This is a genomic window from Endozoicomonas sp. PH6C (assembly GCF_059322965.1).
This window is the reverse complement of the sequence record NZ_CP185342.1, coordinates 4,244,618-4,271,503: the sequence shown is the minus strand read 5'-3', so window position 1 is coordinate 4,271,503 and position 26,886 is coordinate 4,244,618. Positions and strand designations below refer to the sequence as shown.

At 47.5% G+C, this 26,886-nt stretch carries 16 protein-coding genes and 1 tRNA gene; 4 read left to right on the top strand and 13 right to left on the bottom strand.

All coding sequences use genetic code 11. From position 1 onward, the window contains the following. Positions 1 to 24 precede the first annotated feature (24 nt). Positions 25 to 2,268, bottom strand: a complete 2,244-nt coding sequence (locus tag ACOMG9_RS16635) for a PABP-interacting PAM2 motif-containing protein (protein ID WP_494529115.1) — start codon at positions 2,266 to 2,268, stop codon at positions 25 to 27. 54 nt (positions 2,269 to 2,322) lie between these two features. Further along, complete coding sequence (locus ACOMG9_RS16630) at positions 2,323 to 4,560, bottom strand: hypothetical protein (protein WP_448217697.1); 2,238 nt, start codon at positions 4,558 to 4,560, stop codon at positions 2,323 to 2,325. Between the two features lie 386 nt (positions 4,561 to 4,946). On the opposite strand from ACOMG9_RS16630, the gene ACOMG9_RS16625 reads away from it, so the two are divergent. Beyond that, complete coding sequence (locus ACOMG9_RS16625) at positions 4,947 to 5,477, top strand: hypothetical protein (RefSeq protein WP_448217696.1); 531 nt, start codon at positions 4,947 to 4,949, stop codon at positions 5,475 to 5,477. A gap of 13 nt (positions 5,478 to 5,490) precedes the next feature. Here ACOMG9_RS16625 and ACOMG9_RS16620 read toward each other — a convergent pair. The 9 genes from ACOMG9_RS16620 to hpaR form a co-directional block, all read right to left on the bottom strand. Then, positions 5,491 to 5,567 (bottom strand) — tRNA-Pro (locus ACOMG9_RS16620). A 126-nt stretch (positions 5,568 to 5,693) separates the two neighbouring features. Next, entirely contained in the window at positions 5,694 to 6,032 is a 339-nt protein-coding gene (locus tag ACOMG9_RS16615; protein ID WP_422134551.1) for a hypothetical protein, read from the bottom strand. A gap of 71 nt (positions 6,033 to 6,103) precedes the next feature. Next, on the bottom strand, positions 6,104 to 9,400 hold the full coding sequence (locus ACOMG9_RS16610) for a PAS domain S-box protein (protein WP_494529114.1): 3,297 nt from the start codon (positions 9,398 to 9,400) through the stop codon (positions 6,104 to 6,106). Between the two features lie 81 nt (positions 9,401 to 9,481). Next, positions 9,482 to 14,656: a hypothetical protein gene (locus ACOMG9_RS16605; protein ID WP_494529113.1), complete on the bottom strand. Its 5,175-nt coding sequence runs from the start codon at positions 14,654 to 14,656 to the stop codon at positions 9,482 to 9,484. Between the two features lie 483 nt (positions 14,657 to 15,139). Continuing rightward, positions 15,140 to 16,246: an acyl-CoA desaturase gene (locus ACOMG9_RS16600; protein ID WP_422134548.1), complete on the bottom strand. Its 1,107-nt coding sequence runs from the start codon at positions 16,244 to 16,246 to the stop codon at positions 15,140 to 15,142. A 99-nt stretch (positions 16,247 to 16,345) separates the two neighbouring features. Next, a complete protein-coding gene (gene hutG / locus ACOMG9_RS16595; protein ID WP_448217693.1) occupies positions 16,346 to 17,320 on the bottom strand; it encodes a formimidoylglutamase in 975 nt (324 codons plus the stop codon). Positions 17,321 to 18,355: 1,035 nt separating this feature from the next. Then, the gene (locus tag ACOMG9_RS16590; RefSeq protein WP_422134546.1) at positions 18,356 to 19,882 is read right to left on the bottom strand and encodes a Na+/H+ antiporter NhaC family protein; all 1,527 of its coding nucleotides are present in this window, start codon (positions 19,880 to 19,882) and stop codon (positions 18,356 to 18,358) included. Between the two features lie 276 nt (positions 19,883 to 20,158). Further along, the gene (locus tag ACOMG9_RS16585; RefSeq protein ID WP_448217692.1) at positions 20,159 to 20,587 is read right to left on the bottom strand and encodes a cupin domain-containing protein; all 429 of its coding nucleotides are present in this window, start codon (positions 20,585 to 20,587) and stop codon (positions 20,159 to 20,161) included. A 231-nt stretch (positions 20,588 to 20,818) separates the two neighbouring features. Next, the gene (gene hpaR / locus ACOMG9_RS16580; protein WP_422134544.1) at positions 20,819 to 21,241 is read right to left on the bottom strand and encodes a homoprotocatechuate degradation operon regulator HpaR; all 423 of its coding nucleotides are present in this window, start codon (positions 21,239 to 21,241) and stop codon (positions 20,819 to 20,821) included. A 421-nt stretch (positions 21,242 to 21,662) separates the two neighbouring features. Here hpaR and mmsB point away from each other — a divergent pair, with 421 nt between their 5' ends. Beyond that, a complete protein-coding gene (gene mmsB / locus ACOMG9_RS16575; protein ID WP_422138491.1) occupies positions 21,663 to 22,562 on the top strand; it encodes a 3-hydroxyisobutyrate dehydrogenase in 900 nt (299 codons plus the stop codon). On the opposite strand, the gene ACOMG9_RS16570 is transcribed toward mmsB, so the two are convergent. Both ACOMG9_RS16570 and ACOMG9_RS16565 read right to left on the bottom strand, forming a co-directional pair. Then, positions 22,563 to 23,414: a CvfB family protein gene (locus tag ACOMG9_RS16570; RefSeq protein WP_494529112.1), complete on the bottom strand. Its 852-nt coding sequence runs from the start codon at positions 23,412 to 23,414 to the stop codon at positions 22,563 to 22,565. 29 nt (positions 23,415 to 23,443) lie between these two features. Continuing rightward, positions 23,444 to 23,923: a GNAT family N-acetyltransferase gene (locus ACOMG9_RS16565; RefSeq protein WP_422138489.1), complete on the bottom strand. Its 480-nt coding sequence runs from the start codon at positions 23,921 to 23,923 to the stop codon at positions 23,444 to 23,446. 211 nt (positions 23,924 to 24,134) lie between these two features. Between ACOMG9_RS16565 and ACOMG9_RS16560 the strand changes: the two genes are divergently transcribed. Continuing rightward, the gene (locus ACOMG9_RS16560; protein ID WP_494529111.1) at positions 24,135 to 25,919 is read left to right on the top strand and encodes a hypothetical protein; all 1,785 of its coding nucleotides are present in this window, start codon (positions 24,135 to 24,137) and stop codon (positions 25,917 to 25,919) included. Between the two features lie 234 nt (positions 25,920 to 26,153). Beyond that, the gene (locus ACOMG9_RS16555; protein WP_448217689.1) at positions 26,154 to 26,876 is read left to right on the top strand and encodes a sulfite exporter TauE/SafE family protein; all 723 of its coding nucleotides are present in this window, start codon (positions 26,154 to 26,156) and stop codon (positions 26,874 to 26,876) included. The last annotated feature ends 10 nt before the right edge of the window (positions 26,877 to 26,886 follow it).

The window sequence follows — 26,886 nt, the reverse complement described above, 5'->3', positions numbered from 1 at the left end:
CAGATAATCAGCGGGGACAGAGGTTCATGTTTGCTTTGTGAGACTTTTCATCTTAGCCAGGGCAACGGCTTCTTTGATTCGCCAATGATCGGTTTTATCTTTATGTTGCCGGATGGGTTCAAGGGATCGGGCTCTATTGAACAATGCTTTCCATACTTGCTCACTGGCACCCATCATTCTGAGACAATGCGCTTTTTGTGACACCGCACTTGCATTTGTAGGGCTCTTCGCCAACGCTGATTCTACAAGCTCAAGAGCGTGTTTGAGGCTATCACTTCCTGATTCAGGGCCACTCTTTATTATTTGCTCACGTGCCAGGATGAAATAATGGATCGAAGTCAACAGCAGTGTGTTGGTATTTTCCGGATACCGGGCAATCATGTCCATAAATCCTGCTTGCCCGAGATGAAAGTTCAAGAGTGACAATTCACATTCAGTTGAATGATAGAGTTGACAACAACTCTCAATCAGTCTCATGGCCTGTTGAGATTTGCCCACTATTTCCCAGTGATGTGCCAGAGTAAGATCAATATCATGATGCCCGGAGGGCTTGCACAGCTCTTCCTCACTGGCATCAGGGCACTTGCCACTCATGTTCAGCAGCAGTCTTTCAGCCCATTTATGTTTATTGCCTTCCATCAGCTCCCAGAGTCGTACCAGAGCCAGATCAGTCTCGTTATTTCCAGAGGGTTTGCACAGGACTTCCTCAGTGGCATCAGGGGGCTTGTTACTCATGTTCAGCAGCAGTCTTTCCGCCCATTCATGTTTGCCATCTATCGTCTCCCATAGGCGTGCCAGAGTCAGGTCAACTTTATGATTTCCAGAGGGCTTGCAAAGGACTTCTGTATCGGCATCAGGGTGCTTGCCACTCATGTTCAGCAACAGTTTTTCACAGCATTTATCCTTGTCCATTATTCGCCAGAGTATTGCCAGAGCCATATCAACAAGATATTTTCCAGAGACCTTGCACAGGACTTCCTCACTGGCATCAGGGTGCTTGCCACTCATGTTCAGCAGCAGTTTTTCAGCCAGTTTATATTTGCCCATCACTTCCCAGTGTCGTGCCAGGGTCAGATTGATGTCGTCATTCTCAGAGGGGTTGCACAGGACTTCCTCACTGGCATCAGGGTGTTTGCCACTCATGTTCAGCAGTAGCTTTTCAGCCAGTTTATTTTTGTCCATCAACTGCCAGAGTCGCACCAGTGCCAGATCGGTGTCATGCTTGGTGGTCTGACACAGACTGTCCTCATCGGCATTGATGCGCTTGCCACTCATGTTCAGCAGCAGTTTTTCAGCCAGTTTGTACTTGCCCATTATTTCCCAAATTCGCACCAGGGACAGGTTGGTGACATGATCCTCACAGGGCCTGCACAGAGTGTCTTCACTGGCATTGGGGTGCTTGTTACTCATTTCCAGCAGCAGTTTTTCACTTCGTTCATGTTTGCCCTGCGCCTGTAAGAGTCGCACCAGAGCAATATTGGCGTTATGGAGGAATTTACCCAATTTTTTTTTAGCGTTGGCGGATGGGCACGACCGACGCTTTTGAGTCAGCTCTGCTACGACCTTTAGTAGCAGTCCATCGGCCAGCTTGATTTTGTTCATAGTCTCCCATAGCAGGGCCAGGGCAATATCAACGGTGTAGTTGCCAGAGGGCTCACACAGTGCCCTCTCGTTGGCTTGAGGCTTTTTGTTGCTCAGCATTAAAAGTCGTTTTTCAGCCCTGAGGTGCCTCCCCAGCGCCTGTTCGCATTGGCTCAGGGTCAGCTCAAGGTGGGTAACGGTCGACGCTCCGAATGGATAGAATGTTTCATTTGATCTGAGCTCTTCCAGAAGTGAGCAGGCTTCTAACTGTTTTTCGCGGTTTTGTTCTTTTAGCGACCTTGCAAGCCCCAGCAGTACCTCATGTCGCTGGTATTGATTCAGTGACTTCATACAGTTTTTCAAGATGGTACGAAACGCTTTTTCTGCCGTTGCGTATTTGCGGTCTTTGTATTCTTGGTAAGCATTATCAATCATGTCTGAATAAGGGCCAGAACCTTTCTTCTGACTGAGTTGTTGAGACCTCAGGGAAGAAGGTTTCTGGTTTACCGTTGTATGCCGGTCTCTGATATTTGCGGGTGAATTCCAATGTTGCTCAGCACTCTGAACACGTGGAATGAACGCTGGCGCCTCGGGGTTCAATTTAGATTGTGGCTTTGATGTTATGGAATCTGCAAGGGCCGAACTTGTATTGGCTGTGGCGCTGGTTGGAGTCAGTCCGTGATTCATAGCGATATAACTCTCATGGAAACATGCTTTTTGACTGTTCACAGGGACAGAAGTTCATTTTAACTCTGCGCGACCTCGCACCTTCCGAAGAGCTGCGGTTTCTGCACTTTGCCAATGATCGGTTTTATCTTTATGCTCTCGACTGGGTTCAAGGCGACGGGCTCTTTGGAACAATCCTTTCCATACTTGCTGATCGGCGCTCATCATTCTCAGACAGTGCGCTTTTTGCGACACCGCGCCCGCATTTGTGGGACACTTCTGCAATGCTGATTCTGCGAACTCAAGAGCCGTTTTGAGAGTATCTTTTCCTGATTCCGGGCCACCCTCTGTTATCTGCACACATGCCAGGATGAAATAATGGATCGAAGTCGTCAGCAGTGTATTGGCATTTTTCGGATACCGGGTAATCATTTCCATAAATCCTGCTTGCCCGACATGGAAGTTCAACAGTAACAATTCACATTCAAGCGAATGATAGAGTCCACTGCAACGTTCAATCAGTTTCCTGCCCCGTTGAATTTTGCCCACTGCTTTCCAGTGACGCGCCAGAGCCAGATCAATATCATGATTCCCGGAGGGCTTGCACAGGTCTTCCTCACTGGCATCAGGGCTCTTGTTACTCATGTTCAGCAGCAGTCTTTCAGCCCGTTCATGTGTGCTCTCTGTCAGCTCCCAGAGTCGCGCCAGAGCCAGATCAATTTCTTTATTTCCACAAGGCTTGCACAGGGCTTCCTCAGTGGCGTCAGGGGGCTTGCCACTCATGTTAAGCAGCAGTCTTTCAGCCCATTCATGTTTGCCATCTGTCATCTCCCAGAGTCGCATCAGAGCCAGGTCAATTTTATGATCTCCTGTGGGCCTGCAAAGGACTTCCGCATTGGCATCAGGGTCCTTGCCACTGATGTTCAGCAACAGTTTTTCACTCCATTCAATGTTGCCCATCACTCGCCAGAGTATTGCCAGAGCCAGATCAATAGCAAACTTTCCAGAGATTTTGCAGAGGTGTTTCTCACTGGCATCAGGGTGCTTGCCACTGACGTTCAGCAGCAGTTTTTCAGCCAGTTTATATTTGCCCATCACCTCCCAGTGTCGTGCCAGGGGCAGATTGAGGTTTTCATGCTCACAGGGGCTGCACAGGACTTCCTCACTGGCTTCAGGATCCTTGCCAGCCATTTTCAGCAGCAGTTTTTCAGCCAGTTTATGTTTGTCCATCAACTGCCAGAGTCGTACCAGTACCAGATCAATGTCATGCTTTGTGGGCTGACACAGACGGTCCTCATTGGCATCGGCGCGCTTGCCACTCATATTCAACAGCAGTTTTTCCGCCAGTTTATATTTGCCCATTACCTCCCATATTTGCACCAGGCTCAGGTTGATGTCCAGATGCTCACAGGGCCTGCATAGAATGTCTTCGCTGGCATTGGGGGGCTTGCCACTCATCTCCAGAAGCAGGTTTTCAGCCCCTTGCTGTTTGCCCATCCGCTCCCAGAGTAGTACCAGAGTCATATTTGCGTCGTGGAGGTATTTGCAAAATTTATTGGCAGCGCGAGCGGATAGACGTGACTGAAGTTTTTGAGTCAGTTCTGCCAGGATTTTCAGTAGCAGTGTTTCAGCCAGCTTGCGTTTGTTCATAATCTCCCATAGCCGGGCCAGTGCAATATCAACGGTATAATCCCCGGAAGGCTGACACAGTGCCCACTCGTTGGCATTGGGCTTTTTGTTGCTCAGAATTAAAAGTCGTGTTTCAGCCTTGAGGTACCTTCCCAGCGTCTGTTCGCATTGGCTCAGGGTCAGCTCAAGGTAGGGTATGGTCGAAGCTCCGGATTGAGAGAATGTTCCATTTGATCTGAGTTCTTCCAGAAGAGAACAGGCTTCTAACTGTTTTTCTTGGGTTTGTTCTTTTAGCGACCTTGCAAGCCCCATCAGTACAGAATGGCGCTGAAATTGACTCAGTGTCTCCTCAGAGTTTTTGAGGAGGGTCCGAAATGCTTTTTCTGCCGTTGTGAATTTGTGTTTTCTGAGTTCTTTGTAAGCATCATCAATCATGCCTGAATAAGCGTTATGATGTTTTTTTCTGTGTTGTTGAAACGTCGGCGTAGAAAGGTCCTGGCTTGCAGTTGCTTGCCGGTCTCTGATATTGGCGGGTGGATTCCAATGTTGCTGAGTACTCTGAGTACGTGGAATAAATGCTGGCGCCTCAGGGTTCAATGTAGATTTTGGCTTTGATGTTGTGGAATCTGCAGGGCTCGTGCTTGTATCGGCTGTGGTGTTGATTGGGGTTAAACCGTGACTCATAGCTATAACTTCCATGGAAATCTTTGCTTTTCGACAGTCAATGGACATAAAAGTTCACAGTTATTCAACACGGCTATCTTTCTTGGCATGCTTTCTTTGGCAGCATGAGAAAAGCTGCGCAGCGGTTTGATCACTTGTTGGCGGGATTGAAAGCGGACTGGTCAGGAATAATAAATTATTTGAATCTGAAAATGCAGTGAATGGAACTATCGTTTATTTTTATGGTCTTAATTTATAGGAAGCAAATTTAATTCTTTCGACAGATTATCAATCCCAAATATCCAATGGATTTTGTCAGTTGCACTATCGCAAATGTCAGGGAAACTGATTCTCTTTAAAGATAAAGTAATTTGAACGATTCATAGTTTAAAAAAAGGAGGTATCTTATGAATGTAAATAGTCAAGCAGTCGGTCATCCAACTGTTGAACAAGGCAGACAAGCAGAACCAGAAACGGGTTCAAGTGTTGGTCAATTCCTGACGAGGTCCGTAAAAGAATTATCCATCAGAAATATTCTCTGGGATGTTGATCATTATAATAAATACTCCAATGATGGAAAGTTTTATATACGACAACGAATGGCGGTAGTCCCTCCATTGACTGTTTCCGCTTTCTGTTTTTCTGTTGCGAAATATATGTCATGTAGTAATTTAGGGATTGCGGTAGCAACTGCAGCTGGGTGGTTAGCTGGCTCTCAGATAAGTCACTCGATCGGGAAAGAGTTTTTTAAGGAACTTGATCGATTAGAATCTGAAGCTATTCGAAATGCAGTAGTTGCTTTTCAACCTCAGCGGGACTTCATCGATGAAGACTTAGAGAATCCTCCACCATCCTATGAAGAATGTGTGCCTGATAACACAGTTCGTCAAAGAGTAAATCGCTCTGATGGTTCAAGCTCACAAACAAACGTGGAATAGTGTCCGGAAAAACTGGTCGGAGCGAGAGGATTCGAACCTCCGACCCCCACAACCCCATTGTGGTGCGCTACCAGGCTGCGCTACGCTCCGACTTTCGCTTTGGGGTTTCTGAAAGTGCCCCGCTGACGAAGTCGTATATTAACCTGTCGACCTTATTTTGCAAGGGGTATCTGCGACGGATTCGCTCCAGCCGCGTGTCGGCAGCCCGTCCTCTGCTCAGTGCAGGGTTTCGTCTTTGATGCTATGAAATCTGGCCAGTACTTCGTGCATCATTCTCATTTTCTTCATAATGCCCTCAATCGTGGCTCTCTGGTTTTCAGGTTCCATAATGGGCAGACTTTCAATTTCGTCATTTAATTCGATCAGATAGGGCAGAAAGCGGTTAGCGGAGGCACTGAAGCCTGAGTCCTTCTGAAAAATGGCAGAAAAGTTGCCTTTCTCTTGTTTTTGCAGAATCTCCAGCTGTTCATCGGCATTGAGTGCCAATGTGTAGATGTCTTTCAGGGTGAGAGTCAGTTTGGCCTGAATTTCCTGAATAATTGAAGTTGAATTCATGGGTTACTCGATGGGATTAATAATGGCGCAGTATAGGTTAATACTGAGCTCTGTTGTAGTGATTTGCACCTTCAGACCGGGCTCTCTGAAGACTGGCTCTGCAGTTGCTCGTAGAACTTTTCCAGCTCGTCCACATCACAGGCCTCGGCAATTTGCAGAAGGTACTGGCAATAGGTCTGTAAATGTGCTTCTTTGAACTCATCCGTTATGGACGTCAGTTCTTGTATATCACCGAATTCAAGCACCCGGGAGACCTTTCTCAGCAATGCTTTTTTATGAGTCTCATCCAGTTGCGGCAGTTCAGAAACTTCTGCTTTATCGGCGGCTACGCGAGACTTCCTGATATCCAGATTCAAAAGGCTGGCCACTACTTGTAGCAGGTAATTCACCTTGAAGGGTTTGGCCAGCACGCCGTCAAATCCTGCCTGCTTGAGTCTTGTCTGGATGTCAGAGCCTGCGCTGGCGGTCACAGCGATCACTTTCAGGTTTTTCAGCTCGGGATTCAGACGGATATGTTTGAGTGCTTCCATTCCATCCATTTTGGGCATTCTGATGTCCATCATAACCAGCTCCGGTTTCTGGATTTCCAGGCGAGCCAGAGCTTCCAGTCCATCACTGGCCTGCAGGGTTTTGAAGCCGGCTTCTTCCATGATGACTTTAAGCAGGTCACGGTTTATTTCCAGATCATCAACAATCAGTGCGGTGTAGGTCTGATTGTCAGCCAGTATCAGTTCCACCTGGTCGGAAGAAAAAACATTATCGGTATCCAGCGCCGGAACTTCTTTCAACGGGATCGAAAACCTGAAGCTGCTACCCTGGCCGACATGGCTGGTAACAGTCAGGTCATCTCCCATGGCTTTAACCAGGTGGCGACTAATGGCCAGACCCAATCCGGTGCCTCCTGACTTCAGGCTTTCATCCAACTGTCTGAAGGGGTCAAAGATAATTTCAAAATTATCCGGATCAATGCCTACGCCGGTATCTTTCACTGAAAAGCAGAGTCGTTCATCCACCGCATCAATGCGGATTTCAACGGAGCCTTCTTCGGTATATTTAATGGCGTTGCCCAGAAGGTTGGTCAAAATTTGCCTTAGCTTGACATCATCAACTTCTATCCACTCCGGAACCTGCTCATCAATGGTCAATATTAACTGTAAATCTTTATGCTCTGCCCTTGGGACAAAAAACTCCCGGGTTTCCAACAGCAACCGTCTGAGGTTAATTGATACCGGGTGCAGGTCCACACCCTGAGTCTCAATTTTAGTAAGATCAAGAATGTCGTTAATCAGGGTTAGCAGATGCTGGCCACACCGCTCAAGAATGGCCAGCTTCCGGTGCTGTCCGGGGTTCAGTCCTCCTGACCGCTGTAACACCTGCGCATAGCCAATGACACCATTCAATGGTGTTCGTAACTCATGACTCATGCACGACAGGAACAGGCTTTTTGAGCGACTGGCGGTAATCGCTTCGTCCCTTGCTCTCAGCAGGGCCAGCTCAATCTGTTTGCTTTCCGTGATATCCCGGATGACAACGTATATAAGAATACCGTCGCGGGTAATCAGTGGATTACTGGTTAACTCTGCTGGAAAGGTGCGCCCACGTCGGTCAACGGCTTCTGTCTCCCGACGAAACAGTTGTGTTCGCTTCCAGGCTCTTTCTAGCAGAGGGCTGATCAAAGGATGGTTCTCCCGGGATTGAGGAGGAACAAGCAGAGAAAGGGGCATATTGATAAGGTCATCGCGAAGGAAGCCCAGTAGTTCGACAGCTCTGGTATTGACCATGACGATAATGCCATCCGGATTCAGGATGATCATGGCATCTGGTGCAGAATCCAGCAAAGCCTTGAATTTAAGGGTATCACTAACCCGTTCAGTGACATCATTGGCCAGTCCTTCAATCACTCTTTGCTGTCCGGAAGTCATGGCGTTCCAGAACAGTTCAATCCTTCGGGACTGTCCCTGTTTATTCTGGATATCCAGTTCAAAAGCTTCTACCGGCTCTCCTCTCAGTGCTTTCTCAAAATTGACTTTGTAGTTGCAATTGCCCGGATCGTGACTCAAAAAGTTCTCCAGTGGGCCGGAAAACTCTTCACTGCGATAGCCCAGGACCGATTTCACCGAACGACTGATATGAACAATTTTGCCGTCAGTGTTGAGCTGGAAATAAAAGTAGCGTCCTTTCAACCCCTGAACGATATGCCCCATATTGTTGGCTCTGGCCTGGTGCAGGGCAAGGTCCCTGGCATCAAGCCACTGAGTCAGTTTTACAAATGAACGGGCCAGGGAGCCGGCTTCGTCCCTGGAATGGGTGTCGGGCAGTTCAACAAGCTTATGATGCTCGATAAAGTTATCCATGCAGGATTTCAGGGTAATCAGGGGGTTGGTGATTTTTTTGGAGGCATAGCAGATGCCACCCAGAATCAAGAGCAGGGAGATCAGCATAATAGCAATGTCCAGCAAGGCTATGTCGAGCACTCCCTGGAGAGCATGTTGTCGACTGACTGAGGTATAGAGCCACCACTGGGAAGAAGACACCGGGGCACCGAAGAACCAGTATTCTTTTTGATACTGAGGGTTTGGCAGCCAGGCCCGGAAGGTCTCGGCCCGCCCGGAATCAATCCACTCCTCGATCTTGTTGCCGAACCCTTCGATACCATAAACTTCACCGGTCTGGCGCAGGTTTTTATGGCCAAAGCGGTTCGCCTGAATGCTGTCGCTGTAGAGGTAGTCACCGCTGCGGTCGACCATATTGAATTTCCAGAGGTTGATCCCGATATTGCGTCCTTCAAACAGCTTTGGATTGATGACATCGTGAACCATACGATTGATATCAACATCCAGTTTAAGCAGATGCCCATCGCCCTTTTGAGAGCTCGGGACAATAAAACTGACCAGTCTCTTGCCGGTTTTGGCATCCCGATAGAGCTTGCTCCAGTAGTCATTCTGTTTGAGCAGCTGCAGCCAGTTGCTGCCCAGTTCGGTGGGCGGCATTGCGGGCAGTTGGGTGGGTTCTGCCTTGTTTTTGCGTTTATTGATACACGCTGAAGTCGCTATATTTTTAGTGTCAATCCAGCAGACTCTGGTCAGGAAGGGGCTGGAAGCGAGAATACTGTGTAGCAACGGGTAGGTCGGGTAGCTTTCAGTCTGTAATAAACGAATCTGGGCTTTAGCCTGGGACATGATCTCCTGAGTGTAGGCATCAAGGTTACGGGCAAAGTGCACAATGTTGTTGCGCATCTGTATCTCTATCTCATGGGAGGACTCCTTGAAAGAGGTATAGATGTGCAAGGCACTCAGCAGGTTATAGAAGAGTGTGACGGGCACTACGGTGAAAAGAATGATTTTTTTTCGAATAGAGGGTTTGACCACGCCCTGCCTCAAGCAAAATCTTAGCAACCTGTTCAGAATAGCCAAGGGAGATGAAGTTGGCGGCTAAATGTTTCGTTTCCATCAACCGTCTGAGACGTTATGCACGACCAGAGTCATAATAATCACCAGCCAGCGAACCCAGTAAATTCCTTCAAGTACACTGGGTGCCCTTGTTGCCATCAGACTTCCATAGTCCCCGGGCAGGTAATCTTCAGGGATCTCAATGCCATCATTGTCAGAGTAATCGCTCCTGAATGCGGACAGGGGAGGCGGGGATTCAGGCTCGGTTTTTATGTCAATGAGAGAGATAACAGGCTGTTGTTCAGAAGAGGAGTCCTTCGTTTTAAGGCTTACCGCTGGAGCTAATGTCTTCGGTTGCGGTGTTCGCACAACAGGCTGCCAGTGATTGCCAGCGTTTATGAAATTGTCTGCGATCAGTGGCGCTTGCAGATTGCCATGGAACAGTGTGATGGTGCCCCGATCATCAAGCCATTCTGCGATCTGCGAGGAGTCATGGCTGGGCACCGGCATCGCCCCAAGGGCGGGGTTGCCAGCCATTGCCGGTATAAACATGGCACCCAGCGGGTTTTGAAAGTTGTGAACGGCAGGAGTAACAATCATGACGTTCAGCGGCGTATTCGCTGCGCGTAGCAAAGGCATCAGAAGGTGTTCTACGACATTGTTATCCCCCCACATATGTTGTCCCGGCTGAATAGGCGTAAGACCCTGAAGCATCTGTAAGCCAGCCTGAGTGGGGTTGTCCATGAGATCGTCAAGGGCCTGGGCTCCCAGTCCGAGAAACAAAATATAAGGCGTTAACCTGGAGCCATCCTGATGCCATTGGTTGCTCAGATGCTGAACCAGGTCATTAATCAGTTGTATTTGTTGGGTTTGACCGGCAAAAACCGCTAATTGGTTAATCAGGTCCGCTAACAATAGATCAAGAGCGGTATTGTTACCTGAATGGGTGATCAGCTGATTCAAGAGGGACCATAGTTCATCGCTATCCATGGTGTCGAGTGTGTCCAGGGTCTCCTGGTAGCTCGCAGGCAGATGTTCACGAAGGTGTCTGGGTAAATGGCTCAGGAATCCTTTGAGCGTATTCTTGAGCAGGGGAGTATCATTAAAGAGCAGGTGTCTCAGCTGGAACAGAAGATGATGGCTGATTACATTGTTTTTTAAAGCCAGAAAGATAATGTTTCGAAACAGGCCGTCAATAATTTGAGAATTCATGCCATCAGGTCGGGTTAATACCAGTTTTCTCAGCAGGGCGATGATATGGTCAATGAGCTTACTGGCAGTTTCAGGCCTCATATTCAACAAGTGAACCAGGCTGTTGTAGAGGCAGAAGTGGTCTGGAGCTACGTTTACAGTTTGCCATCGTTGTGATTTCAGGGCATTGATAGCCTCTTGTTCCAGCTGATTCAGGTTCGCCTGTAATGCAGCCTGCCGGGCTCTGAGCCGGGTCAGTTCTGCCAGTGATAATTCCGTGACTCCCCGTTGTTCCAGCTCTATGTATTCATGGGGGGTCAGGGGAAGGTTTTCCGGTTTGGTTCGCTTAAAAGGGTGGAACGACTGCGAAGTCAGGGGGGGGGGTAATTGATCCCGCAACATCTGGTTATCGGTGAGAGTTTTTCTTCTGTCTCTTTTACTTTTGACGGATTCAGGCAGTTTGAGGGTGAACCATCGATCTTCATCGCTAACACTTAAAATCCTGAGGAGATAGTCGTAATTTCTGTTCTCAACAATCCATTGGTTTAATTGTGCAAGGGGGATGCTCACCTGTTTAACCTGACTCAATTTTTCGGACTCGTGAGGACTAGGGCTTGACTGAATCACGATGATTCTGGGCGGTGAGGGTGGAGGTGCGGAGTGATAGGTGGCACCGGATATCGTTTCATCAATAGATGAGGAAAAGTCAATAATCACCAGAGGTTTTGGCTCGCGACTCTGATTTCTATGCTCCATGACTTCCTTGATCGCTTGAATCAGCGTGTCCCTGTGGGTGTAACTTGGAAATTGCACTTTGTCATGGCTGGATATTAGTCTGAGCTCTCTGGCCAGGTAGTGACGTTCATAAACCCGGGGTCTTAAACGCAATCTGACGGTTTCCGGCAGTGGGTAAACCGCAGAAATGGGAAAGGAAGTATTAAGATTATTCAACGCTTTGGCCCAGCTCTGGGATTTCAGTCGGCTATAGGCCTCAGGAAAGGTCGTGGCTTCCGCCTGCACGACGTCCATAGGGTAAACACCCCATTTTTTCATCAGCTCGGCAAGGCCTTTTCGGCTAAGGCTAATGGCCCCGTTTCCTGTTGTCAGTAATTCACTGGCCGGGGACGGCTGTGTCAGCTCTACCCGTTTTGATTGTTGGCTGACAGGAGAACTGCTTCTTTTTACAGGCGCATTGTCCGGTTCATCGATGACCATATAATCCCGTTCCTGCTCTGTGGCAGAAGCGCATTCATCAGTAAACAGAGGAATACGGGGATCGGATAAAATTTCCCGGATGAGTACCTCAAGCAGGGAGTCGTTGGCCAATAGCGGTATTTTATCTTCGAAAGCTTGCTCTCCTAGTGCGCGGTGCAGGGTGGCTTGTATTTTTTCTGAATACTTCTGATTGACCTGTTGTATCCACTCATCTTTTTTGATGGTATCAAGCTGTTTCTGCTCGCCTTTTGACAGGGGTGGCTGGTGACGGTTTACCAGGTGCGACCAAAAAAGTTGTTGTAGTTTGCTGAATCCCTTTTTGAAAGCTTTCAGGCTGTCTTCATAAATTTCATTGGCACGAACCGCTTGTAATTCAAATAATTTATTAGCCGGCAAGCCTGGCCATTGATTCCTATGCAGGCTTTGGAGTCGACTTGAGTAAAAGTGGTTGACTCTTCGAATGAGGTAGTCTCTTTCGATTCTTTTTAACTCGCCTTCATGTTTTTTTCTTTGTTCTTGCTCATGCTCGGGTATCCTGCCGGCCATGATATGCCAGTTGATAAGTCGGCTTAATTTTGCTTCATCGACCAATGTGCGGTCGGCCGCTACCGAATTGACCAGTGTTCTCAGAAAGTCGCTGGCCACCTTACTGGGCTCACTATCATTCGTCTGATTGGCTTCGAGTTCAGAGAAGCGACTTTCCAGCGCTTTTGAAAAATCATCCCGGTATTTTTTGTCCACGATACGCAACCACCAGTCCTGTTGATAGTCAACGGGTAGATAGAGCTGATGATTGAACTGTTCAGGTCGCATCTCTCTGGTCAGTTTTAAAAGGTAATGGTGAAGCTTTAGCTTGAGATTATTTCTCGAGCTATTGTTTCGATACTGAATCACACTCTCAGCCGTAATTTCATCGGGATCAAAGAACAGTCGGTCCAATGGCAGTTTACCGGCATCAAACTGTGGAACGGGGCCCTGACGCAGGTAGTCCATATAACGTCGACTGAGTTCCGGGCTGGATTGCCACTCATCCAGAAGCATCACACGCGTTCGGTCTACCAGCTCTGGCATGATCTCATACGCCATATCGCCGGCGTGATAGGCAATGTTTGCCAGCGATTTAACAATCAGCTGTTTGGCATCAGCCCAGTTTTTAATCTTCTCTTGATACCCCTGGTAGGGGTTGTAGCCCAGGATGTAGGTGAGCAATGCAGCTTCAGGGCCGCCATCGAAAAGCAATTGATCAAATAACACCAGAGAGCAGGGATGAAAATCCGTTAGATCAGCCTGAGTGATCACGTCACGAAGGTATAGGTTGTTTCTTTTCCACTCCTTACGGTATGAAAAGCCAACGGCAAAGTTATCGGGTTTGGCATCGCAGCAGATTCTGTGGGCACAATCTTCGTTGCCCAGTTTAACCAGGTTTTTATAGATGGCGGCGATTACAGCATGCAGAATGCGGCTAACCGCTTCTGCGTATCCCATCTCGTGAACTTCACCAATGCTGCCCTGGGATTTGATTGACATGGCAATTTCATCAGGGCCAAAGTCCAGCAAACCTTCGATGAAATTTTGGGCCAGTTCATCTTTTTTCAGGTGACGCTGGATCATGTAGATGGTAAAACCCTCTCTGGCTCTGATCCTCAGAAGCCGGGTGGGCTCGAGGTTGACACCCAATTCCTTGTAAAGCTTCAGTGCTGCTTCGTGGGTTAGCAGAAAATTGTCAGCGTCCCTCTTGTTCGTGTAACCGGGGAAACGTCGCAAAGCCAGGCCGGGCAGAACATCGAGGGTAAAAACAACAGAAAACTGGCCTCTTCCAATCACTCGGGCATCGGCATGTCCTATAGACTTGTATGCTGATGAAACGTCTACGCTCATTTCGTCCTCGACATTAAGGAATTCAGCATGGATATTTTGTTCAAAGACCTGAAGGAACCTCTGATAGTCAACATCTCTGAGTGTGGAAGTATAGGGAGCGCCTGATAATTCTTGCTCAACAGGATTATTGAAAATGCTTCTCGGGTCATAAAAGTGGCTCGCTGTCCTCAGGTCATGGATGCTCTTTTCGTCTTCCTGAGTCTCAAACTCTACGCAGACCTCACAGGTTGAGTTTTGACTGTTGATGTAGTGACAGAAAAAGGTTTGGTCGGGTTTGTGTTCTGGCTTGAGCATGGCTGCAGTGTGAGTTGCATCATAGGGCACAAGAATAAACGTTCTCTGCTTGGGCCTGGGGTCTCCGGTTCTGTGGTTCTGTACCCTCATTCTGACACTGAGCAAAGTCTCATCGTCCAGATTAAACGTAATGGGACTACCGCTCGCACTCAGTTGCCTGAAGGTAGAAAGTCCCATTCTTTGAAATGGCGGGCCATTGACCAGAGTATGGTTCTGGTAGTCAATGCGCCAGGAAATAAAGTGTTGGCTGCTACCCAAAAATGGGTTGCTTGCAGACAAGGAATGAAGTTCGAAAGCGTCAGGAGACTTGGGTGATCCCAGCAAAGGGCTACCCACAGGAGTAGAACTCAGTTCAGGGTCGATGAGCATATATTCTGTGCGATCAATACGAGAGCGCAGTATATGCACCCGCCAATATTGATTACGGGTGGTAGAGGTCTCTCTCGAGCTCTGGGCAATATCTCCCAGCATTTTGAAATAATGTTCATACTTTTTGACCTGTTCGACATTTTCCAGAAGGCTGCCCGAGGAAGCTGAAGCTAACGTCGAAGAGAAAAGAAGGAAAACTACGAATTTGGTATATTTGTTCCAATAATTACGGGACAGAAACAGGTTAAGGAAGAGCACATAAACCGTGATCTTTCCCAGAATAGCCATGGATCCCGAAAATAATTTAGTCAATTTACCGCAGATAGTTCAGTCGTTATTTATTGATGCCTGGCCTTTAGCTTGCCTTTAGAAAGTTTCCCTTCGGTTCTGCTACCTAATGCCACGTGTATCCTTGAACGGTCAAAAATTTATATTTATGAACACTCCAGATTAGACCAGTCTTTCACCGAATAGGATTGTAAATGTTTAATTTATTTTTTGGTTCGTTACTCAAGTGACTTTTTAGCAAACTTTTAAATACTTTAACGAAACTCACGGAATTCTCCGTCCGTAGCTTCTTATCGGGAGCTTAGCCACCTTTGGCAGTCTGGATGGAAATGGTTTATGGAGGACCGAAGCCTGCAAGGGCTTTGAAGAGAGGTTGGAAAGTGGTGAGGTGTCAGTGCACCGGGCTTGTCGAAGGTTGTGGCACTCTGCTTCAACAAACCTGGCGCGAGCTAACGCCTGGATGGCACTGGTATATTTTGATGATCAGGTTAACAGACCTGCACGAGCCAGTTGCCAGCGTTTTTGCTGTTCCTGCATGGACGATTTCATCTCTTCATATTGCTTATGAAGCTCTGAGCTTTCCCAGTTCTGTTTCAGCTCCCGGGCTTTGTGTTCAACCCACTTCTGACGAAGTTTGTTCCAGTCATGCCAGGTGCTGCTCACCAGTTCATACTGTTCTTCCAGCTTTTGCAGGGCAATCTGGCAGGTCAGTTTCTGGCTGGCATATTTGTACTGCATATCGATCCGGGCTTTTTCAATCCGATAATCACTGACCCGCTTCAGTTTGCCAGTCAGGCCGATTTTCGAGAAGCCGAAGATCAGCCACTTGGTGGGATCAAAATGCCACCAGCGTATGCCGTTGCGGTAATCATACTGAAAAATATGGTGGTAGTTGTGATAACCCTCACCCCAGGTCACCAGAGCCAGGATGCCGTTATCCCGGGCGGTATTTTTATCGGTGTAAGGGCGCTTGCCCCAGATATGAGCCAGAGAGTTGATAAAGAAAGTGAAGTGATGACTCAGCACCAGTCTCAATACCCCGCCCAGAAGAAGCATGGCAATAATATCGCCCATCAGCAATCCTGCCAGTGTTGGTATAAACAGGTTCATCAACAGTACCAGTGGCACATAGTATTTATGCTGCCAGACTACAATGGGGTCTCTTTGCAGGTCCTTGATATTAGAAAAATCACCGGCTTTTGGGTCATAGTCACGAAGCATCCAGCCAATGTGGGAGAACCAGAAACCACGACTTGCAGAGTAAGGGTCTTTGTCGTGATCGTCGACAAAGGCGTGGTGGCGGCGATGACCAGAAGCCCAGTTCATGATGCTGTTCTGAATCGCCATGGCACCCCAGATTGCAAACCAGAGGCGCACTGACCAGTGAGCTTCATAGGCCTTGTGAGACCAGAGGCGATGGTAGCCAGCAGTGATAGCAGTGCCATTAAACATCAGGATTAAGCCGGCAACGATCCATTCACGGAGTTCAAAGCCATGGGTAATACCGTACCAGGGAACAAGGGTGACCATGGCAAAAAACGTTAGCGAAAAAAGTAACGTGGTCACCCAAATGCGACGGGGTTTCTCCATTATGCGCTCATAAAGTCTTTGTCTAGGAGTCTTGATTCTCGCACAATGTTGCCAAGCTGTTAAGGCGTAATAGTCGCTGTGATCCCTGGTGCATACTTTTTATTCGTTGGGTTGATCGGTGAGTTGATTAATCAACCAGGCAGCCAGTCTGGCTGTGCGCAGGTCTTGATCAAATTCAGGGTTGTATTCAGCAATATCCATTACCCTGACTTTTGCGCAGTCCTTGATGGTCTGCAGAAGGGTTGCTGTCAGGTCCAGTGGAATGCCCCTTACAGCCGGAGCACTGACCCCCGGAGCCTGGTAAGAGGGAAAGGCATCCAGATCAATGGTTAAATAAACATGATCCACCATAGAGGTGAAACAAGTGAGTTCTTCGATCAGAAAATCGAGGTTATCCCGATGAATCTGATCATCGGTGATGTAAGCCACATTGAGCGCATCGGCCCGTTCGAACAACGCCTGAATGTTACTGCTGCGGCTGATACCAAGACACAGACAGTGAAAATCGAGATTCTGATGCTCGCAGAACTGAGCCATCTGCCAGAAGGGGGTTCCGGAACTGGCGCCTTTCTCTGGCTTTCTCAGATCAAAGTGGGCATTAAAATTGATCACGCCAATATTCAATCCTTTGGGGGTCTTGTGATCCTGGGTCAGAAAGTCTGCCAGACCTTTAAAGCTTCCCCAGGCTATTTCGTGTCCCCCCCCCAGACCAACAGGCAGCAAGCCTTCCTTGAGGGCTTTCACCAGTGTTTGACTGAATTGATTCTGTGCACCCTCCAGATCGCCATCCTGACAGTGGACGTTACCCAGCTCATAAAGTCCATCGTCCCGGTTCCAGGGGAGATTGGCGAGGCATTTTCGAATCAGGTCCGGGCCATTGGCGGCACCCACCCTGCCATGATTGCGCCTGACGCCTTCATCACAGGCGAGCCCCAGCAATGCCAGGCCGCTGGAGCCTGAGTGTTCTGAGAAGGGTTTAATCTTCTGGTGCCAGCGTTGTGTCTGCTGCGGGTCGCCATCGTAATCTACCCATCCGTTCCAGATTTCGGGTTCTACAGGTTTTAACTCAGACATGAGAAGTAGGCACTCTTACTGTGAAATACCGCCCCTTAGGGCTTCAGCAGCATTCAGTGATCCGGGGAGGCGGTAATACCGGTTCAAAGCTGTTTTTGTCTCAGGCTCCCGGCATCATCTGGTTTCACCGTTACGAAGCGCGAGCGAAAGTTTTTCTCCGAAGAGGCAGGCTACCAGCACCATGGGTATGTCTGACTCTCGAGGTTTTTCAACTGGAGGGAGTCGTGGTTTGTTCAGAAAATAAAAAGCTACTCGCAATAATGTAGCAACTGTGGCGCTGTTCTCCACTGATTTCGTGCCTTCTTCACGGCTCTCACATTAAACAATCTTCAAGAATTGTAACTTCAAACTCATCTGACACACCCGGATTGTCGGAAGGAGACAGTCGTACATTACTACGGTCATTTTGATTCCTGTCCAAGAATTGCAACTTTATACCAAACGGAACCAATACGAATTCGAAGCGTTTGAGCTTCAACATCGAAGCTTTCGATCTTAATCCGTGTGCTCAGATACCTCCCACCACACCTGTGTGCCATAAAATGCAGATCATCCAGTTTAAAAATGGTTGCCGTCTCACAAGAACATGATTCATAAGATAAGGGAGACGTAACTTTGTAGACCTGGTATGCGTATACAGGTAATGATATAAGAAAAACTGATGCCAAAAAGAGCTTTCTTAAACTCATCTAACACACCTGAATTGCTAGCAGCCTGTCGGACTTAAGACGGTCCTACTCGGTAACTGCTCCTGCGTTTCTCTAGCTCCTGCATCCATGCAGTCGTCGGTAACTGCTCCTGCGTTTCTCTAGCTCCTGCATCCATGCAGTCGTCGGTAACTGCTCCTGCGTTTCTCTAGCTCCTGCATCCATGCAGTCGTGCGGTTGCGATAAATTGGTCTAAAAATTTCTCGCAATCCTCGCTACGGTCGCTCAAGTTCGACAGCTAGGTTGATGAGCGCCTGGAATGAACGTTTACCTGCCGGATTTCGACGCATGAGCTCTCTGCAGGGTTGCTTTGCTGACTGTAAAAGACTTATGCAAAAAAATAGGCGGTTGCTGTCCATAAACAAGCCGCTAGTGAAGCAGCAAATATTGCCGGAATGATCTGAGACTTAACATGATCCATCAGGTCACAGCCAGTGGTCATCGAGCTTAATATGGTTGTGTCAGATATAGGTGAACATTGATCTCCGAACACACTTCCGTTCAATACTGTGGCGAAACATACCATCATAAACAGCTTTGGATTTGCTAATGACTGTGATTGCGCGATGGCCCAGGCAAGAGGCATGGTAAGGGGGAAGGTGATTGCATAGGTTCCCCAGCTGGTACCCGTTGAAAAGGCAATGATCATAGTCATCAGCTGTAAAATTACCGGCAATAACCAATAGGGAAGCTGCTCGCCGAGTAGCGACACGACATATGATCCTCCGCCAACTTCCTTGCTGATACTGCCAATGATCACCGCAAGCATCAGGATGACCGAAGCAACCACCACACCTTTTAACCCATCACCAAAACCTTCAACGACATGGGTTAATGACATACCTTTAGCGATGGCAATGGAAGCAGAGAGCAATAAAGCGACTCCGAAGGCCCAGTTAACTTTTGGAGTGCCCAGGTAGATGAACGTTAAGACAGCGATAGCAATCAGACTGACCAGAGGAATAATGAATTCCAGAACATTCGGCCTGTAATTTTCGGGGACTTTCGGTGTTTGTAGTTCGGTGGTGCTGAGGGGGGTTGCACCTGGAGCGTCCAGCTGACCGGTTTCCAGAGCCCTTCTATGTGCCTTTTTCATGAGGGAACCGGAAAAACAAGTAATATTCAGACACAGTAAAAGTGTTCCGGTAACGGCCAAAATACTATAAAAGCTGAAAGGCACACTGCTAAAGAAAAAAGCTAAACGATCCGCTTCCGTTGCCAGAAATGATACACCGGGCACAAAAATTAATGCCTGCACGTAAGTAGGCCACGCGTTGAATGCCAGTACAGAAGCAATGGGAGAAGCCGTTGAGTCGACAATGTAACTCATTTCTTCATGGCTGACTTTCGCTTTATCAGCAATCGGACGTATAGTAGTACCTACCAGTACGGTACTTATTGTCCCCCCCTGGAAAAAGAGAACACCCAGTAGCCAGGCGACTATTTTTGCGGAACGTTCACCCTTTACAAAGTGTTTGGTCATAAAGGTGGCAAATGCCTGTGCAGCGCCCGTTTTGGACCAAACCCCCAAGAGGCCGCCAAGAAGCCATAAATACAGCAATAGTATTGATGCAGTGCCTTTTTTAGCCAGGTTGGGAATAATCACTTTGTCAGTCAAATCGTATTGACCGAGCATAATTGCACCAACAATGATGCCACCCAATAAGGCTGTTAGTGGCTCTCTGGTGATCAGGCACAAGGCTATTGTTACTAATCCGGGAAGAAGCGACCAAAAGCCATAATGAAAAGTCGGCTCGAGCAATTCGTGATTGCCTTCATATTTGTGGCTAACATTAACTGCAGCCAAAACCCCTAACACAAAGATTATCAACGCAAAAACATTATAATTCTTCATTGACTATACCTTTTTTGCTAAAAGAGCTCAGATGGATTCAAGCAATAAGTGCAATAGCCTGCTCAGTTTAGACCTTAGCCGGGTTCGTCTATCGAGAAACTTTTCTGGCATAATTTCTGGTGTGGCTCTTGTGTTCAGCTTACAGGGGGCGGCAGAAGCGATCGCTCTAGCCGGTTGCGGAATCGGGTCAATCAGTGCAAGAAACGTCGCGCTGCCGGAGGATCGTCATTTGAGTGGTTTGCAGGCAGCGGCTGCTTCAGCGCGAGAACTCACAGGTTATTGTTCTTCTTCTTTAAACACCGTTATAGCCTGGCCTTCATCACCGGCATAAACAACAACGATTTCTGCAGGCTCATCCGATGTGTTCACTCCGTAATGCCACTCATCTACCATCTCAACCAGCGCATCACCGGCTTTCAAGTTCAGTTGCTTGCCATCAGACAATCGAATCACCGTTAATTCACCTTTAACCAGGTAGCCTGCATTGATAACAGGGTGCTTGTGAATGGGCAGTCTTGAGCGTGGGGCGATGGTAATACGCAGTACACGGACTTCAGGGTTCTCAAGGGTGACACTTTTCAGAAGGGTACCATCCCAGCTGGTTGTGCTGTGAGCCAGCACTTCAGTAGAAGACTTGCCAGCAGAAAAAGTGAAAGAACTACTAAGAGTCAGAAATAGAACCGCGCTTCTGAAAACGGTTTTCATTATGATTTTACTCTGGGGAAGTTTAATAATTTTACATCAAATAAAGATGAATTCTGACCTGTTCAGGTGCAGGGGGGTTGGCAATTTTAATTATCCTTATGCAGGCACAGTAGTCTATTTGTTGGTATTGATCAGTGCGGTATCGACAGGGGGGATTTGTAGCCCTAAGGACATAACTGACAGGCTTATTCAGCCGATATCCTGCCGATCACAAAATTAAAATAACAGATCTCAGTTGGTCAACAGACTGACTTCATCAAGCAGTTCTTTCAGTCGCTCCATTTTTTCCTGACTTAAACCCTCGGTTAGACGGCTATAACTGTTTTCCACCATAGGGGTCATCTCGTCCAACAGTTTCCTGGCTTTAGGAGTAGCTTTGACCAAAATACGTCTATGGTCTTCTGATGATTTGCGGCGGCTGACATAATCCTGTTGCTCAAGACGCTGGATAATGCCTGTCAGACTCGGGCTCAGAATGCAGCAGGCATCAGCCAGCTGTTTGGTCTCCATCTCGTCGGTGTCGTTCAGAACCCGCATCACGCGCCATTGCTGTTCGGTAATGGAGTGTTCTTGCAGCATGGGACGGAAGAAGCTCATGGCAGCCTCTCTGGCCTTAAGCAATTTGAGTGGTAGAGAATCTTCGTACTTGCGCATCGTGTTCAGTTTACAGCTAATAACTATGATTGGCGGATTGTGTGCATCTTGTTCAGGATAATCAAGACAATGATGTAATTAATTACACCGTATTTATCCGTACTCGAAAAAATCTACAGGTAATCATAGTCGTTTCTCTAAAGGGGGATGTGGCCGGAGTGTTCGCTTTCATGGGGGGTGTCGGAAATATACAGGATTGTACACGTGCGGATGAGTATATTCTGAAGTACAGGCTCCTGGCCTGATAATGTGAAAAATAATCAATGGGTGTGCAGTTCTGGACGATACTGATATATTGAAGCAGACTTCAGGTCGTTAAATACCTGGGTTTTAGTTTCAATCGGAATCCTGCATATTATATGGGTATCACTCTTTTTGATTGCGCTGACATGACAACAACAAACACTCGGGAGTGCTGATCATGGCAACGGTAGCCTTTATCGGTCTTGGTAATATGGGAGCGCCCATGGCGGCTAATCTGATCAGGGGCGGTCACGATGTGAGTGTATTTGACCTTGTTCCCGAGGCAGTGAGTTCTCTGGCCACTCTGGGAGCAAGAGCAGCAGCCAGTGCAGAGCAGGCATGTTCCGGAGCCGGGTTTGTTATTTCTATGTTGCCCGCCAGTAAGCATGTAGAAAGTCTCTACCTGGATCAGGGTTTGCTGGATTCCGCTCCCACTTCTGCCATTCTTGTCGACACCAGTACCATTGATGCGGACACCGCCAGAAAGTTATCGGCTGCTGCTGCCGGGAGAGGGAGGTCAATGATTGATGCGCCTGTGTCCGGTGGCGTTGCTGGTGCGACTGAAGGTACTCTGTCGTTTATGTGCGGAGCCGCCGACCCTGAAGTGTTTGAAAAGGTGAAACCGATACTTCTGGACATGGGTAAGAATGTTTTTCTGGCCGGTGGACCAGGAGCTGGTCAAGTGGCCAAAGCCTGCAATAACATGTTGTTGTCCATCTCAATGATTGGTACCTCGGAGGCGCTTAATCTTGGAACCAAAAATGGCCTTGACCCAGAGGTACTTTCTAACATCATGCTGGCCAGTTCAGGAAAAAACTGGGTACTGGAGGTTTATAATCCATGTCCTGGTCTGATGGAAAACGCTCCGGCCTCCAGGAATTATGAGCCGGGATTTATGAGCGAGCTGATGTTGAAAGATCTTGGGTTGGCAATGGCGGCTGCCACTAGCAGTGAGGCTATGACCCCTTTGGGTGGCCTTGCTTATGAGCTGTATAACCGCCATGTTTCCGGGGGAATGGGCAAGAAAGATTTTTCCAGTATCTTCCGGGCCATAGAAAGCTTGCAGCCAGAAAGTTAATCACTGGCTGCTGCGGATACCGGATGTTTCAATTTTAATAAGACGCTGCTTGTACAGCCCACCCAGTGCCATTTTAAAGGCACGTTTGCTGGCTCCGAAGACCCGTTTGATTTCAGCAGGATCGGTTTTATCGTTCAGAGGAAGAAAACCTCCGGCAACTGCCAGTTTGTCCATAATCTGTTGACTGAGAGAGTCCAGCGCCTGTTGATCAAAGTCGGGCTTTTTCAGACAGAGGTCTATTTTTCCATCCGGTCTGATACGCTTGATATAACCCTGTACTTTATCACCCGGTTTGACTGAGTCGTTTGCTTCCTGGCTGAAAAGCAGTCCCTGGTGTCTGTTATTAATAATGGCCATATAGCCAAGGTCGGTTTTATCGTAAATCAAAAGGGATACAGGTTGGCTGTTCTGGTACTCTCCTGCTGAGCGATCAATGAACTTATGCAGCCTTGAGGATCCTACGATGCGTCTTGTTTCTTCGTCCTGGTAGAGATAGACAATATAGTGTCCACCTTCGCGCATACGGGTTTTTTGTTCACGAAAGGGGACCAGCAGATCCTTGCCCAGATTCCAGTCCAGAAAGGCTCCAATCGGATTGACTTCTTTGACTTTCAGCGCTGCAAACTCACCAACACAGGCCAGTGGTGTTTCTGTCGTTGCGATCAAATGGTCGTCGGAGTCAAGGTAGACAAAGACATCCAGTTCATCTCCAATATTGCAGTCTGCAGGGACATGCCTTTTGGGTAGCAGGATTTCATCAAACTGTCTGCCATCCAGAAATACGCCGAAGCCTGCTTTACCGACGACTTTCAGGCGATTTTTCTGGCCAACTTTAACGTATTTTCCGGACATATCTGTGCCTTTGAGCGAAAGGTGAGAAGTCAGAGTTTTTTCTCCCAGAACAGGGCGTGTCCGAGCTGTTCATCCAGTTCGAAACCCGAGAAGCCAAGCTTTCGGTAAGCAGCCTGTGCTACATGATTCCCTTCCACAACTTCCAGCGTGATTTTGCAGCACTCTTTTTCTCTGGCGATCTGTTCAATTTTTTCGAAAAGTTTTCTGCAAAGGCTTTGACCTCTGAATGACTCATTAACGACCACATCATGGATATTGATCAGAGGTTTGCAGGCGAAAGTAGAAAATCCTTCCAGACAGTTGGCCAGAGCGGCTGGTTGTCCATCAACCAGACAAAGCACCGAAAATGTGAAAGGACGTTTTGACAGTTCCTGAATCAGATGTTCTCTGGTGAAGCTGCTTAGTGGCATTCCTCCACCCATGGGGTCTCTGGCGTAGTGGTCGAGCAATTCAATAATGGCCTGACCATGATCAGGGTTTGAATAATCGGCTACGAAAATATCGGGCATGAAAATGACTTCTGGTAGATAAAGCTAAACAATCAGGAAAAGTATTCTTGCATAACGGGCCTTGAATGGATAGCAGTCTGACAGGGTTCCGAGTCATCTTATCAAGTAACAGTGAAGAGTAACTTCTGTGGCTTATGGCCCGGAACTTTTTATTCTCTACCGGGTCAAAATTATAACGATTAGCGAGAAATCTAACATGGAGGTTAGAATTATGAACCCTTCCTGTGTAGCCGGGGCAAGCGGATACCCGGTGTCTTTAAGGCCTGAAAATACTGCGCCAAGTCGCGTTGGTGCTATCTGGTGCACCATCACCGGCGCATTCAGATGTGTTGGCTGCACGAGTGATGATGCTGTGTTGCCCGGTAACCAGAGATATTCAGCAGGTCCTCCAACGGATTTGAAGGACAGAGACGTTAAGGGAATATCTTCAAACCCCCTGGATTTACCAGGCACTGATGACCATGCAAAGGCGTTTAAAGAAGTTGTTCGCAGAATTAAGACAGACCAACAATCATTGATCATGGAAAAGGTTAATGCCATTACCAAAGATCATCTCAAACAAATTGTCCAGTGTTGTCGCAAGCCAGAACAAATCACTGATGAACACCTCAGCTTTTTTAAAACTGATACCTTTGCCTATGCAGCGCTCCGTGCATTTCGGGAAAAGAAAATCAGCGGCAATGATTTTGCAACCCTGGTCACCCTGCAGGGCGTTTACCTGGAAGGTATCCGGAATATAAAATCATTTGAAATTGTTCATCACAAGCTGTTTGACGGTAACAGAAACGCTAATGAAGCCAACTGGGGCATCATTGCGCTTTCACTAGAAAGGTCAAAGTGGTTTTTTAACGGTTCTTCTTTTGATGTGAGTTCCATCATCGAGAAAATGAAGCGTTTGCTTGAAAAAGCACCTCCGGTTGAGGCAAGTTTCTGGAGCTGCACGTATCCGGATTCCTCAGATAAAGACAAAGGGCTGCGTACGATGTATAAAGTCCTGTCAAACAGAAACTTCAACGTTTTATTAGTTGACTGGTGGTGGACTGGTTGGGTGATATGCCCATCCATCACGTTGCGACAGGCTTTTATTGACAGTTTTTGTCAGGAAGAAGCCCATAAAATCAATCCAGTGATCGGGGCCAGTTCGCTTGAAGATATCAGAACCGGCGGGCTGAAAGGATTCAGAGACATGGCTATTCCGTTTCCTGGTCACCCTTTGCCAAAAACTGCTGACCACATAGTTGCTCGATGGATTCTCGAGTTTATGCAGCATGATTTTTATCATGCAGTGCGAGCCAGCATGTTAAAAAATGTGGATATCCATTTAATCATTGCTATTGCCGATGTTGTGAAAAAGATCAAAGCATCCTTCAACAATGAGTACCACAGGGTAACCCGGCTTTTTCAGCAGCGGGAAGAAGAATTTGAACACTCTATTTCCAACCAGCTACAGAAACAACGGGGCAGAATGAGAAAAGATTGGCAGAAGAGTGAAGAGGTGGTCAGTATAAAAAATACACTCGAATATCTGAAACGGACCAGAAAAGCCCTGGGCCAGTTTGCATTTAACCTTGAAGATCTGGATACCCATAAACCAACGTGGGATATAAGTTCGTATAATTATGATAAAGAACGATGCAGAGAGCACTTGTCAAATATTCTGCTTCAATTGAACAGCGGTTCGGGAAAACCCTGGAGTGAGTTACTGAGTGAAACCGATGCTGGTATTGTCGGTCAGTGCATTATTCCGATGATTTCCGGTAATTTGTCTAATCCCCTGGAGTTGTATAATCATTTCTGCCGCAAGATTGATTCGGAAATAAGTTCTGGTTCCAAAAAGCATCTCTCAAAAGAAGAGAAACAGAAATACCTGGCCAGAAGTAAAAAGTTGATTGAACCGCTGAATCCATCGGTTAAACTGGATCAGTCGCAATGGCCAGTTTTTCTTCGGGAAACAATGAAAAATGGAGTGCATATTCCAGACTCTGAGCTTGATTAATGAATAAATGAAATTATGCAATTTGTTGATTTTTTTTGATTGAACATACAATCAATTAAAACATCTGGTACGGTCAGCGCCTGACCCAGTGACTTTCATACAGGCAGTTGTTTGGATAGTAAACGTCTAATGTCGTGCTAAACCCCTTATGGGTATAAATGACAGTGGATTCTGCACATAACAAACGGTTATATTTATATCCCCTATCGGTATATTTGATATTTCTGTGATGTTATGGATCTGAGCCTGTACCCGCAATTAATAGCCATGGCCGTTGTTTTCCTGGGAGCTTTGATCCAGGGCATGATTGGTTTTGGTATGGCAGTGGTAGCCGCTCCCATTCTCTTTGTTGTTGCGCCATCTCTGGTGCCGGGCACTCTGATCTGCATGGCAATGTTGCTGTCTCTGTTGACGGTCAGAAAGTATCGGGGGGCACTGGATCTGGCAGAGATGAAGTATGCTGTGGCTGGCAGGGTTCCGGGCTCACTGCTGGGAGCTTATCTTCTGGTAGTGGCCTCCAGAGAGCATATGAGCCTTTTTATAGGTGTGGCTGTTCTTATGGCTGTCATTGTGAGTCTGTTTTCTGTAAAAGTTCGGGCAAGCAGGTCCAGTTTGTTTGTTGCCGGTGTTATTTCTGGCATCACAGGTACAACATCATCTATTGGCGGACCTCCGATAGCTCTGGTCATGCAGAATGAAACCGGGGACAAAATTCGGGCCAGCATGTCCATTTATTTTGTTTTTAGCAGTGCGATCTCACTGATATTTCTATCAGCGGGTGGCATGGTGGGGCTCGATGACTTTAAGGATGCCCTGATGCTGGTTCCACCCGTATTGTTGGGGAGTAAAATTGCTTCCCATCTATCTCACCGGATTGATCAAAGAATGATTCGCCATGCCTTGCTGGTTCTTTGCAGCATTGCCGGTGTCAGTGCTATTGCTTCCGGTGTTCGATAATCGATCTTTT